Annotated in this window: 16 protein-coding genes; all 16 read left to right on the top strand. The window is 44.0% G+C overall.

Going from position 1 to position 11,722, the window contains the following annotated elements; translation table 11 throughout:
• Window position 1 precedes the first annotated feature (1 nt).
• The 16 genes from fliJ (at window position 2) to flhB (ending at window position 11,720) form a co-directional block, all read left to right on the top strand.
• Window positions 2–448 (top strand): flagellar export protein FliJ, encoded by a 447-nt coding sequence (gene fliJ, locus AC1DLI_RS14265; protein WP_477603604.1) that lies wholly within the window; start codon window positions 2–4, stop codon window positions 446–448.
• 37 nt (window positions 449–485) lie between these two features.
• Complete coding sequence (locus AC1DLI_RS14260; RefSeq protein WP_477603602.1) at window positions 486–1,391, top strand: magnesium transporter MgtE N-terminal domain-containing protein; 906 nt, start codon at window positions 486–488, stop codon at window positions 1,389–1,391.
• A gap of 48 nt (window positions 1,392–1,439) precedes the next feature.
• Window positions 1,440–2,810 (top strand): flagellar hook-length control protein FliK, encoded by a 1,371-nt coding sequence (locus AC1DLI_RS14255; RefSeq protein WP_477603600.1) that lies wholly within the window; start codon window positions 1,440–1,442, stop codon window positions 2,808–2,810.
• A 41-nt stretch (window positions 2,811–2,851) separates the two neighbouring features.
• A complete protein-coding gene (locus AC1DLI_RS14250) occupies window positions 2,852–3,376 on the top strand; it encodes a flagellar hook capping FlgD N-terminal domain-containing protein (protein ID WP_477603598.1) in 525 nt (174 codons plus the stop codon).
• A complete protein-coding gene (locus tag AC1DLI_RS14245; protein WP_477603596.1) occupies window positions 3,376–3,753 on the top strand; it encodes a TIGR02530 family flagellar biosynthesis protein in 378 nt (125 codons plus the stop codon). Before AC1DLI_RS14250 ends, AC1DLI_RS14245 begins: the two co-directional genes overlap by 1 nt.
• A 116-nt stretch (window positions 3,754–3,869) precedes the next feature.
• Window positions 3,870–4,688, top strand: a complete 819-nt coding sequence (gene flgG, locus AC1DLI_RS14240) for a flagellar basal body rod protein FlgG (protein WP_477603594.1) — start codon at window positions 3,870–3,872, stop codon at window positions 4,686–4,688.
• 56 nt (window positions 4,689–4,744) lie between these two features.
• Window positions 4,745–4,972 (top strand): flagellar FlbD family protein, encoded by a 228-nt coding sequence (locus AC1DLI_RS14235; RefSeq protein ID WP_308994552.1) that lies wholly within the window; start codon window positions 4,745–4,747, stop codon window positions 4,970–4,972.
• On the top strand, window positions 4,969–5,433 hold the full coding sequence (locus AC1DLI_RS14230) for a flagellar basal body-associated FliL family protein (RefSeq protein ID WP_308994551.1): 465 nt from the start codon (window positions 4,969–4,971) through the stop codon (window positions 5,431–5,433). The genes AC1DLI_RS14235 and AC1DLI_RS14230 overlap by 4 nt, the downstream gene beginning before the upstream one ends.
• Before the next feature lie 37 nt (window positions 5,434–5,470).
• Complete coding sequence (gene fliM, locus AC1DLI_RS14225; RefSeq protein ID WP_308994550.1) at window positions 5,471–6,472, top strand: flagellar motor switch protein FliM; 1,002 nt, start codon at window positions 5,471–5,473, stop codon at window positions 6,470–6,472.
• Window positions 6,462–7,727 carry a flagellar motor switch phosphatase FliY gene (fliY, locus tag AC1DLI_RS14220; RefSeq protein WP_477603591.1) on the top strand — a complete coding sequence of 422 codons (1,266 nt, stop codon included), beginning with the start codon at window positions 6,462–6,464 and terminating at the stop codon, window positions 7,725–7,727. Before fliM ends, fliY begins: the two co-directional genes overlap by 11 nt.
• Window positions 7,728–7,747: 20 nt before the next feature.
• The gene (locus tag AC1DLI_RS14215; protein WP_028611027.1) at window positions 7,748–8,110 is read left to right on the top strand and encodes a response regulator; all 363 of its coding nucleotides are present in this window, start codon (window positions 7,748–7,750) and stop codon (window positions 8,108–8,110) included.
• 57 nt (window positions 8,111–8,167) lie between these two features.
• Entirely contained in the window at window positions 8,168–8,764 is a 597-nt protein-coding gene (locus AC1DLI_RS14210) for a flagellar biosynthetic protein FliO (protein ID WP_477603589.1), read from the top strand.
• Window positions 8,754–9,509, top strand: a complete 756-nt coding sequence (gene fliP, locus AC1DLI_RS14205) for a flagellar type III secretion system pore protein FliP (protein WP_477603587.1) — start codon at window positions 8,754–8,756, stop codon at window positions 9,507–9,509. Before AC1DLI_RS14210 ends, fliP begins: the two co-directional genes overlap by 11 nt.
• A 22-nt stretch (window positions 9,510–9,531) precedes the next feature.
• A complete protein-coding gene (gene fliQ, locus AC1DLI_RS14200; RefSeq protein WP_053375731.1) occupies window positions 9,532–9,801 on the top strand; it encodes a flagellar biosynthesis protein FliQ in 270 nt (89 codons plus the stop codon).
• Window positions 9,802–9,812: 11 nt separating this feature from the next.
• Entirely contained in the window at window positions 9,813–10,610 is a 798-nt protein-coding gene (gene fliR / locus AC1DLI_RS14195; protein WP_308994547.1) for a flagellar biosynthetic protein FliR, read from the top strand.
• Between the two features lie 12 nt (window positions 10,611–10,622).
• Entirely contained in the window at window positions 10,623–11,720 is a 1,098-nt protein-coding gene (flhB, locus tag AC1DLI_RS14190) for a flagellar biosynthesis protein FlhB (protein WP_477603584.1), read from the top strand.
• Window positions 11,721–11,722 lie beyond the last annotated feature (2 nt).

The following is an 11,722-nucleotide window of genomic DNA, read 5'->3' as shown; positions in this document are numbered from 1 at the left end:
AATGGCAGCGTTTCGTTACACATTCCAGAGGGTTGTCGATTTGAAGGGCAGCGAGAAGACGCAAGCAGAATGGATGCTTTCATCTGCAATAGGCGATTTAACTGCCGAGGAGTTGTCCCTTGAGCTATTGCGTGCGAAAAAACAGGATTGGGAAGAAAAATTACAAGAAGCTACTCAAATTTCAGTTCCATTATCCGAGCTTCAGGTTATCCAGCAATACTTGGATTATTTAGTTGATTGCATAAAAAGTAAATTGAAAGATGTGTTACATGCACAAAAAGCGGTTGAGCAAAGCAGACTTAAACTTTCTGACAAGATGAAGGATGAGAAAGTGTGGCTTAAAGCAAAAGATCATGCGCGTGACCGGTTCCAGTATGCTTTGCAAATAAAAGAGCAGAACGAGTTGGATGAGCTGGCAAGCGTCCGTTTCATGATACCAACCCCATAAAGTGATGCGTGACACCGGCTAGAGGGAGTGAGTGGAATTGGCGGGTACGGAAAACGAGAAGCAAGGCTACAGCACGCTTGAACGAATTATGTTTTTGATGACGCCTATATTATTTGCAATCGTGCTGCTAGGCGTATTGTATACCTTGTTCAATAATGATTTTCGCAATAAAATGCTTGAGGCCGGAAATTCAATTCCTTTCATTAAAGACGTGCTTCCTGAACCAAAGGTTGCAGGCTGGTTAACAAATGATGATGAATTGAAGACATCGAATATGTCCGCTAAGATTGCTGATCTGCAAGCCCAGCTAACGGCGATTGAAAGTGAACTTGCTGCAGCCAATCAAACGAAGACTTCACTTGAGCAAGAGGTTAAGAACCTCGAGAACGATAACTCTCAATTGAAGAGCGCGAATGATGAGCAGTCGCTTGAGGATGAGCAATACCAAGCCAAGATTCAAGAGTTAGCCAGCATGTTCTCCAAAATTACGCCAAGCAAGGCTGCGCCGATTCTGCAAAGCATGACTTTGGATGAAATGGTGCTCGTGTTCGCGAATATGCGGCCTGATGACCGGGTTCGCATTATGGAGAAAATGAATCCTCAGACGGCTGCGGATGCAGCAATGAAGCTGAAGGATAATGTAAAAGCAAAGGATTTGCAAATTGCTGCGCTTCAAGCCAAACTTGAATCCCTAAAAACGCCTGTGACAAAACCCGCATCCTCTGTTCTTGATCAAGAGCAGTTGAGCGCAACATTTACAGCGATGGATGCTAAGAGTGCAGGGGAATTGTTAATCAAAATGGTGGAAGTAAGCCCGAGCAAAGTCCTTCGCATTCTAAACGCGGTGGATAATGAAACCAGATCGGCCATTATAGCGGAAATGTCTGGGATTGATGAAAAGCTAACCGCTCAAATGGTCACGAAATTAATGACAGGAAGCTAATCGTTATCCTAACCATCTATACCCCCAATTTGAAAGGAGGTGAGAAAAATGGAAATGATGGTTCCGCAGGTTGCCTCAACGCAGCCGCAAGCGCAGGCGAACGCAAATACACAAGCAGGAAAAAGTGCTGGCGGTGCTGTGTTTCAAAAAACATTAGTTCAACAAATCAACGGTGAAACTGCTTCTAATTCAGGAATTGCGCAAACCGCGCCTTTAGTAGCGGTTGTAAATAAAGAAGCAGTAATCGAAGGCGGCGCTGCCGAAATTGCTCCTACGTTATCAGATCTCATGTCGATCATTGACGGTTTGCTAGAGCAACTTGAAGCTCCAACTTCAAATGAGACCGAAACTCCTGCTGAAGATAGTGAGCAGCTTCAACAGTTAGCCGATGTACTGGATCAAATGAATGCATTGCTGGCGCTTCTCGGATTACCGGTTCCCGTCATCCAACAGTCGAATAAGCAAACTTCCTTAGAGGATGGGACTCTAACGGTACCACAAGCAATAACAGATGCAGCGAATATAAAGTCAAAACTGCAGGATACATTGATTCAAGTGCAGGTCATGCTCCAGCAGGGCACTTCGAAGCTTATTCAACAACAGGAACCATCCGCTTTGGTTGCACAGCAGCTACATACGTTAACAGCGATTTTGGAAGGCGAGACGGTGGATACAACAAAGTCACAAACGAAATCGACGGCCTTTACACAACAACTGTTTACCGTGCAGCAAGCACCACAAGCTGAAGCTGGGACACTTTTGCAGCGTCTATCACAGCAAACGGTTCACCCAGCCTTTTTATCCACTACAGCGGCAAATAGTATTGTGCAAACTGTAGAATCGGAAGCAGCGGTTTCCTCACTTGAGATAAGTCCACAGCTGCAGATCGGAAGCAATCCAGAAACGACGCGCGGCATTACTCCGCTAGTTGTGAATGCAACGGCAATGACTTCGTTTGTCGCTGCGGATGAGTTTGCACAATCTATGACAGGCATGATCATTCAAAAGTTTGATTTGACAACGGTTAACGGTGTTTCCGAGGCGAAGATCATGTTATTCCCAGAGCATCTCGGTCAGGTAGATGTTCGGATTACAATGCAAAACGGATTATTGACTGCAATCTTCCAAACCGATAATGTGATGGCCAAAGATATGCTGGACAATCAAATGGCTCAACTGCGCTCGGCGCTCCAGGCGCAGGGATTAATGGTAGATAAGCTGGAGGTTTCACAAGGGCAATCCACCTCGCAGCTTTCGCAGCAGCATCAAGGTCAAGGCAGCAGTCAACAGCAGGGTTCTAATCGAGAAGGATTCAATATCGAAGAGAACTCAAACGACGGTATATTTGAAGCTGAGATCATTGAACAAGCGACGATTCAAGGTCTTGGATTTGGCAGGGGAATAAACGTTAAGGCATAGCTGATCAGATGTATCGTTAAAATGATCGGAGGTGATCGGAAATGACAGATAGCGTTTCTACTCGCGTTGTTTGGCCTAACTATAGTCAGACGAACGTGCAGGCCGCAGCTAACAAAAAAAGTACAGATACACTTGGAAAAGACCAATTTCTAAGCATACTCGTCACACAGCTGCGTAATCAGGACCCCATGCAGCCGCTTCAGGATAAGGATTTTATCGCACAAATGGCGCAATTTACATCTGTCGAGCAGCTTATGAACATGTCCACCGAGCTTACATTAATGCGTCAAAACATTGGTTCAGCATCGAGCCTGATCGGTAAAACGATTGAGTGGAATGAATATGACGATGCCGGCGAAGTTACTACCGTTGAGGGGATTGTCGATTCCATAATCTCGAAGGAAGGCATCCTTTATGCACGAGTAGGCGGGGCCGAGATTGCACTCGATTATGTCACATCTATCTCGGAAACGGATAGCGAAATAGAAGAAGAAACAGAAGAGGACCATAGTTCGGCGGAGGAAGATGCTTCTTCGGCAAGTGCTGGGGAAGGGGCTGAGAGCTAATGAACGATGGAGTGAAAATCGGTCATATCTTTCCAGTGAAGTCTACGCCACTACAGGCTAGCAAATCGCCCATAAGCCGTACAACGCAGTCAACAGAGTTTCAAGAAATGCTTAATGCCAAGGTTCTTAAGTTTAGTCATCATGCAGAGGTACGAATGCAGCAGAGAGGCATTAAATTGCAGCCAGAATCGCTCACCAAAATTATAAACGCTGTGGAAGAGGCTGCGTCAAAGGGAGCTCAGGATTCATTAATCGTTTTTCGTGATATCGCAATGATTGTGAACGTTCCAAGCCGCACAGTTGTGACAGCAATGGATGGCGGTCAAATGAAGAGCAACGTATTCACACAAATCGACAGCGCTATTATTTTATCGTAAGGCTGGACCTATCAGGGAGCCTCAAGCTGTGGACCGAATGAAGCAGCTTAATGATAGTGCATACATCCTTTTTATGCTCAATGCTTTTAATCCATATTCCAGGAGGAATAACCAAAATGCTTAGATCGATGTATTCGGGCGTATCCGGTATGCGTGGTTTTCAAACAAAGCTTGACGTCATTGGTAATAATATCGCGAACGTTAATACGGTTGGATTTAAAGCAGGCCGCGTTATGTTCAAGGATATTCTAAGTCAAACGGTTGCGGGCGTTACCGCACCTGAGGAAGGCGTACGCGGCGGCGTGAACGCAAAACAAATCGGTTTAGGCGTATCCATAGGTTCCATTGATACAGTACATACTGCTGGCAGCGCGATGACGACTAACCAACCGACTGATCTGCGTATTGACGGAGATGGTTTCTTTGTCGTAAGAGCAAGCGATGAGTCTGAAATGCTGCTTACACGTGCGGGTAACTTTACGCTGGATGCGAATAGACAGCTTGTTAATGGCGACGGCTATTTTGTGCTTAGCGTGGATCAGGAGCCAATCGTGCTTGATGAAGCGATTACGGCATTTTCAATTGGCCAGGATGGCACGATAATGGGCGTTACGGCTGACGGCACCGAAGCCGTTGCCCAGCTGGGAGTGGCTAAGGTCGTAAATCCAAGCGGACTTGAGAAGCTTGGCGGGAACATGTACCGAGTAACTGCTAATGCTAATCCCGATGCTTCTATTGAAGATTTCATGACTTTTGCTGGTGATCCTGAGCTTGGCACAGGCGCCATTATAGCTGGTCAGCTTGAGATGTCCAATGTCGATTTGACCGCAGAATTTACAGAAATGATCGTTGCGCAGCGTGGTTTCCAAGCGAATTCACGTATCATTACAACTTCTGATGAAATCTTGCAAGAGGTTGTTAATTTAAAAAGATAGGTAAGTCATAACGAGCGGGAGGCTTAGTGCCTCCCCTAGTGCGAGGGGGGTTACTAATGATTACCGTAACGCGTTTAAACGGAACAAAAGTCACAATAAATGCATTATTAATTGAAGTAATAGAAGAAGCTGCTGATACTGTTATAACGCTTACGACTGGAAAGAAATTGGTCGTTAAAGAAAAGACAGCAGAGCTGTTGTTGCTTAATCAACAGTATCTTCGTGCAATTGGCCTCGTTGCGGCGGCCCAGAAGAGTGAGCAAACGGAGGGTCCCTCATCATGAAAAAAATGATTCCATGGTTAATAACTATTTTATTATCCATCACATTAATCGCTATTGTTGCCATCATCTTGTTTAAATCCTTTTTTGCAGATCCGAAGGAGCAAGCTACGGAGACAAAAACCATTGAGGTCAAGGCTTTGTCAGCGGATGAGCGAGTGGAGGTTACTTCTGAATTAAAAGATTTCAGAAGAAACCTGAAGGATCCGGAGTATGTCGTTGTGCTTAGCTTTGCTTTCCAGCTGGATGGCAAGAAAGCGAAGGAAGAATTTGACAAGATTATCGAGATCGAAGTCAGACCGATTATTAACCGTGCCCTGGCAGATATGACTGCTGATGAACTTCAAGGCTCACAAGGCGAAGATGCGCTTGAGTCAAAGCTATTGAATCTTATTACTCCAATCATTCCGAAAGGAAAATTGGTAAAAGTAGAAATCACAAACTTTATTATTACTGAAATTTAACTGACTACGCCGACATTCCTCGAAGGAGGTGAGATATTTGGTTGATGTTTTATCGCAAAATGAAATAGATGCGCTACTTGCTGCTTTGGATTCCGGTGAAATGGATGCAGAGGATTTAAAAAAGGAAGAGACGACACGCAAAGTCAGTTTGTATGATTTCAAGCGCGCCGTTCGCTTCTCGAAGGACCATATCAGGAGCTTGACACGGATTCATGAAAACTTCGCGCGATATTTGACAACCTATTTCTCAGCGCAACTTCGCACATTTGTTCAAATAAATGTCGTGCAGGTCGAGCAATTGCCTTATGACGAATTTATACGTTCGATTCCTAAGATGACGATCTTGAACATATTTGAAGCGGAGCCGCTGGAAGGTCGAATGGTACTTGAGGTTCATCCAAACGTGGCTTATGCCATGCTTGATCGAATGTTAGGCGGACAAGGTGTAGCGCCGTCCAAGATCAACAACCTGACAGAGATTGAAACGATTATCATGGAGCGTATTTTTAGTCGAACGTTTGAAAGCTTGCAGGAAGCATGGAAAACGATCATCGACATTTCTCCGAGACTTGAAGCTTTGGAGACTAATCCGCAATTCATGCAAATTGTATCTCCTAACGAAACGATAGCTCTGATTTCATTCAGCACCAAAATTGGCGACACCACGGGTATGATTAACCTATGTATCCCCCATGTCGTCATTGAACCGATAATGTCCAGACTATCTGTACATCATTGGTTTGTGTCGCAGAAGAAGGCTCGTGCGCCTGAAGAAGTTGAAATTCTGGAGCAGCGGGTAAACAAAGCTAAACTTCCGATTGTAGCTGAGCTTGGTGAATCATCGCTTACGATAAAAGAATTCCTTGGTTTGAATATCGGCGATGTCATTTCACTCAATAAGTCGGTCAATGATGGTCTGAAAATTAAAGTTGGAGATAAGCTTAAGTTCATTGGCAGTCCAGGCTCCGTAAAGGATCGGATAGCTGTTCAAGTAGATGAGATTGTCGTTGAGGGAGTGGAAGAAGATTATGATGAGTAAAGACTATTTGTCTCAAGAGGAAATTGATGCATTGCTTCGTCAATCCTCCATTGAGCCGGAACCGGAACAGACCTCTGAGGTCGGATCTCAGCTTTCAGACTTCTTATCTGAAATGGAACAGTCTGCACTCGGGGAAATTGGGAATATTACGTTCGGCAGCGCTGCGACTGCATTATCGACTTTGCTTGGCAAGAAGGTCGATATTACGACTCCGCAAGTTACCATTGTAAAAAAAGAAGAGCTGCCAGACATTTTCCCTAAACCGCATGTTGCAGTAAGCGTGCAGTACGTAGATGGGTTCCAAGGTATTAACTCTTTGGTTATTAAAACAAAGGATGCTCAAATCATTGCTGACTTGATGCTTGGCGGAGATGGTAACAACATTACTATTGAAGAGCTTAATGAAATTCATATCAGTGCGGTACAAGAAGCCATGAATCAGATGATGGGTTCTTCTGCCACATCGATGTCAACGATTTTCAACCGTTTCGTTAACATTTCACCTCCAGGCATTGATATTTTGGATGTGAATAACGGAGATGGCATGGACCATTTGCCACCGGTAGATTTGTTTATTAAAATTTCGTTTCGTTTGACAATTGGCGATCTTATCGATTCTACTATTATGCAGCTTCTTCCAATTCCATTTGCAAAACAAATGGTAGATATCTTAATGGGTGTAGTAGATGAGCCTGCAGCACCAGCGCCTGTTACAGCTACTCAAGCGGCCCCTACAGCGCCTGTGGCGCAACAAGCTATAGCAATGCAGGAAACTGCTGCGGCGGCTTATATGAACGCTGCTCCGCCGCAAATGAATATGGCGTCTCCAATGCAGCAAATGCCGCCTACACAGTACCAAACTCCGGCAGCTGGCTATGATATGTCTATGCAGCCGCCAGGACCGCATACATACGGTCATGCAGCTAATCGTAATGTCAATGTACAACCTGTTCAATTTGCTAATTTTGGCAATGCGCCCTTTATTCAACCGGACGAAACAAACCTCAATTTACTTCTCGACATACCGCTTAAGGTCACGGTAGAATTAGGAAGGACCCAGAAGCAGATAAAAGATATTTTGGAGCTGTCACAAGGTTCGATTATCGAGCTGGACAAGCTAGCTGGTGAACCGGTTGACATCCTAGTAAACAATAAACTGATTGCCAAAGGCGAAGTTGTTGTTATCGATGAAAACTTTGGTGTTCGCGTAACGGATATCGTAAGCCAATGGGACCGCATTCAAAAATTACAATAGCATCCTAGGAGGATAAAAAGATGGCAAACCGCATTCTTATCGTAGACGACGCAGCTTTCATGCGCATGATGATTCGTGACATTTTATCAAAGAACGGCTACGAAGTCGTCGGTGAAGCCCAAGATGGCGCCCAGGCGGTTGAGAAGTACAAGGAACTAAAACCGGATTTGACAACAATGGATATTACAATGCCTGAGATGGATGGTATTTCTGCGTTGAAGGAAATTAAAAAGCTTGATGGCAATGCTAAAGTAATTATGTGTTCAGCAATGGGTCAACAAGCAATGGTAATTGATGCGATTCAAGCAGGCGCAAAGGACTTCATCGTTAAACCGTTCCAAGCCGATCGCGTAATTGAAGCGATCAAGAAAACACTCGGATAACGGTTAGATATTATGTTTAACATAGCTTCGCGCATTTCAATGGTGTCTGCACTTGGGATGGCGATATGGCCTCGTTTTGCGGCTGCTGCTGTAGACGGCAGCAGCGCAAACAATGATGAGCAGATGGTGTTTACAGGTTCGAAGGATCTGGCAGGCAGCTTAGTATGGGTGATCATCTCGCTAGCCATCGTCATCGTGTTGATTATTTTTGTTATTAAATGGCTGTCTCAGCGCAACCGCATGTGGGGAACGAATCGATCGCTTCGTTCACTCGGCGGCATTGCGCTTGGACAAAACAATTCGCTCCAAGTCGTTGAAATTGCGGGACGGATATATATCGTAGGTGTCGGTGAAAACATTACTTTAATTGATAAACTCGATGATCCTGAACAAGTGAACGCTGTTATCGCTTCACTTGAACGACAGCAGGAGTCAGCTTGGTCAAAAGATCTTGTTACTCAACTGCTGAATAAGGTGAGGGATCGGAACAAAAAGAACGAGCCTGAGCCATCAAATGAGCAATGGAACAAAGCATCCTCTTTTCAAGATTTGCTACATAACAAGCTTAGTCAGCAAGCAGACCGCAAACAACAATTGGAATCGTTACTGCATGACTCTAAATCAAATGAACGGTTGATGGACGATGAAAAATAAATGGTGGATATCAATCGTTGCTGTACAGCTTCTTGCGATGTTCGTACATACGCAGGCTTTTGCAGAGCCTTTGCCCGACATATCCATCAATATCGGTGACGGGAATGGCGAAACACCTGATACAAGCGCATTATCCATTCTTCTATTGATAACTGTTTTAAGCGTCGCCCCGGCTATTATGGTGCTAATGACTAGCTTTACTAGAATTGTTATCGTTCTAGGCTTTGTAAGAACCTCGCTTGGAACGCAGCAAATGCCGCCCAATCAGGTGCTCATTGGTCTTGCCATGTTTTTAACCTTTTTTATAATGGCACCAACCTTTTCGCAAGTAAACGAGGTTGCGCTTCAGCCCTATCTAAAAGGCCAAATCTCGCAAACAGAGGCTTTTCAAGAAGCCTCCGTGCCAATGAAGAAATTCATGTTTTCTCACACGCGAGAAAAAGACCTGATGCTCTTCATGAATTACACCAAAACGGAGAAGCCAGCTTCTTTTGAAGATATTCCGATCACGGTATTAATTCCTGCCTATGCAATTAGCGAGCTCAAAACGGCTTTTCAAATGGGCTTCATGATTTTCATTCCCTTTTTAGTCATCGATATGATTGTCGCAAGTACGTTGATGGCGATGGGGATGATGATGCTGCCGCCGGTTATGATCTCATTGCCTTTTAAATTACTACTCTTTGTATTAGTGGATGGCTGGTACTTGATCGTAAAATCTTTATTGTTAAGCTTCAACACGTGATACTAGCAGGGAGGGACGTTCGATGAGTACTGATTTCATTATCGGATTAGCCGGAGAGGCTGTATTCGTGGTTTTGAAAGCCAGTGCGCCAATGCTCGTTCTTGCTTTGGTCGTAGGGTTAATCGTCAGCATATTTCAAGCAACAACTCAGATTCAGGAGCAGACGCTGGCTTTTGTTCCGAAAATTGTAGCGGTTTTCGTGTCCATCATTATTTTTGGCCCATGGATACTCAATACGGTTATCGACTTCACTTACAATCTGCTGAATAATCTTCATAATTACATCGGTTAGGTTGTGAGCGGATGAACGCGATCGTACAAGGTTTTCCTATTTTTTTGTTAATCTTTTGTCGAATAACTGCGTTTTTCGTCGTAGCGCCTGTGTTTTCATCACGTGGTGTCCCGAATGTTTTCAAGATCGGACTTGGATTTTTCATTTCATTTATCGTTTTCTTAACGTATGGAATGAAGCAAACGATTGTTCCGGACGCAGAGTACGTGCTGGTGCTGTTTCGTGAAATATTGGTCGGCGTAATGATGGGCTATGTTGTTTACTTGTTTTTCACAGTGGTTCAAACGGCAGGCGCCTTTATGGATTTACAAGTTGGATTTGCAATGGCAAACATCGTAGACCCTCATACAGGCACTTCTGCTCCGCTGCTCGGCAACTTCAAGTACATGTTAATTATCGTTATATTTCTGATGATGAACGGCCACCATTTTTTATTGACAGGGCTCATGGACAGCTATCAATGGATGCCTTTATCCAATGATTTGTTCAGCAGGTTGATGAGTGGCAGCGTGACGGATTTTTTAACGAGAATGGTTGGAAACACATTTTTATTAGCCATACAAGTAGCAGCGCCGCTTATTGTAGCCATGTTTTTGACGGATGTGGGATTAGGTTTCTTGACTAAAACTGCTCCTCAATTCAATGTTTTTGTAATCGGAATTCCGCTCAAGCTCATTATTGGCATGTTTTTGCTTATTTTGTTAATGCCAAGTCTTGCTGGGATATTTGAAAGATTGTTTTCCATAATGTTTGATTCTTTGGAGCAGTTATTCGGTATCGTGCAAGGACCGCCGCCTGAAGGGCCATAGGAGGATGCTTTCGTGCATAATTACCGGCTAGAGCTTGATCTCCAGCTTTTCAGTCAGGAAAAGACGGAAAAGGCCACTCCAAAGAAAAAGGATGAGGCAAGAAAGAAAGGTCAAATAGCCAGATCTTCAGACCTGCCAGGCTCTTTTATATTGTTGTTTATGTTTATGGGGTTCATCATGCTAGGCGGCTATTTCAAAGAACATATCATGATGATGTTTGGAAATTTGTTTGAAGACTGGCTTTTGATGGATTTAACAACGGGAAATATTATGTCGCTTTTCACCGATGTTACGATTGAGCTTCTGCTTATTTTATTACCGATCTTTGCAATAACCGTTCTGATCGGCATTTTAGGCAACATTGTACAGTTCGGGTTTCTATTAACCGGTGATCCTCTCAAAATGAAATTAGATAAGATAAATCCACTTAACGGCTTTAAACAAATTTTCTCGGCAAGGACAGTCGTGGAATTTTTGAAAAGCGTGTTTAAACTCCTAATCGTTGCCATTCTCGTGTTTTTGACCATTTCTAAGGATTGGGACCGCATATTAGTATTAGCAAGCCTTCCTATACAACAAATATTCACCTTTACAGCAGGACTGACCGTTAAGCTTGGCATTGAGATCGGAGCTGTGCTTACCGCTCTTGCGTTAGCCGATTTTTTCTATCAAACCTATGAGCATAACAAAAGCCTAAGAATGTCAAAGCAAGATATAAAAGATGAATACAAAAAATCTGAAGGCGATCCTCTCATAAAAGGGAAAATTCGGGAGCGTCAACGAAGAATGGCTATGCAGCGCATGATGCAAGAGGTGCCCAAAGCGGATGTCATTATTACCAACCCAACCCATTTCGCTATCGCATTGAAATACGATGCAACGAAAATGGAGGCGCCAAGGATCATAGCAAAAGGGATGGATCATGTAGCGCTTCGCATTAGAGAAATAGCAAAAGAAAACGGGGTTGTCACAATGGAAAATAAACCACTGGCCAGAGCGCTGTATGAACGAGCCGAAATCGGAGACGTCATTCCTCCAGACCTGTTCCAAGCTGTGGCCGAGGTGCTAGCATACGTATACAAAATGAAGGGCCGAGTAAAATCATCATAACA

The organism is Paenibacillus sp. 01T443, from assembly GCF_056398325.1.
Note: the sequence above shows the minus strand (reverse complement) of the source record. Positions and strands in the feature narration are given on the sequence as shown.

What these genes read in the sequence shown, in the direction of transcription:
- fliJ (WP_477603604.1), top strand. Translation starts at nt 2, where the DNA reads ATGGCAGCGTTTCGTTACACATTCCAGAGGGTTGTCGATTTGAAGGGC.
- AC1DLI_RS14255 (WP_477603600.1), top strand. Translation starts at nt 1,440, where the DNA reads ATGGAAATGATGGTTCCGCAGGTTGCCTCAACGCAGCCGCAAGCGCAG.
- AC1DLI_RS14250 (WP_477603598.1), top strand. Translation starts at nt 2,852, where the DNA reads ATGACAGATAGCGTTTCTACTCGCGTTGTTTGGCCTAACTATAGTCAG.
- AC1DLI_RS14245 (WP_477603596.1), top strand. Translation starts at nt 3,376, where the DNA reads ATGAACGATGGAGTGAAAATCGGTCATATCTTTCCAGTGAAGTCTACG.
- flgG (WP_477603594.1), top strand. Translation starts at nt 3,870, where the DNA reads ATGCTTAGATCGATGTATTCGGGCGTATCCGGTATGCGTGGTTTTCAA.
- AC1DLI_RS14235 (WP_308994552.1), top strand. Translation starts at nt 4,745, where the DNA reads ATGATTACCGTAACGCGTTTAAACGGAACAAAAGTCACAATAAATGCA.
- AC1DLI_RS14230 (WP_308994551.1), top strand. Translation starts at nt 4,969, where the DNA reads ATGAAAAAAATGATTCCATGGTTAATAACTATTTTATTATCCATCACA.
- fliY (WP_477603591.1), top strand. Translation starts at nt 6,462, where the DNA reads ATGATGAGTAAAGACTATTTGTCTCAAGAGGAAATTGATGCATTGCTT.
- AC1DLI_RS14215 (WP_028611027.1), top strand. Translation starts at nt 7,748, where the DNA reads ATGGCAAACCGCATTCTTATCGTAGACGACGCAGCTTTCATGCGCATG.
- AC1DLI_RS14210 (WP_477603589.1), top strand. Translation starts at nt 8,168, where the DNA reads ATGGCGATATGGCCTCGTTTTGCGGCTGCTGCTGTAGACGGCAGCAGC.
- fliP (WP_477603587.1), top strand. Translation starts at nt 8,754, where the DNA reads ATGAAAAATAAATGGTGGATATCAATCGTTGCTGTACAGCTTCTTGCG.
- fliQ (WP_053375731.1), top strand. Translation starts at nt 9,532, where the DNA reads ATGAGTACTGATTTCATTATCGGATTAGCCGGAGAGGCTGTATTCGTG.
- fliR (WP_308994547.1), top strand. Translation starts at nt 9,813, where the DNA reads ATGAACGCGATCGTACAAGGTTTTCCTATTTTTTTGTTAATCTTTTGT.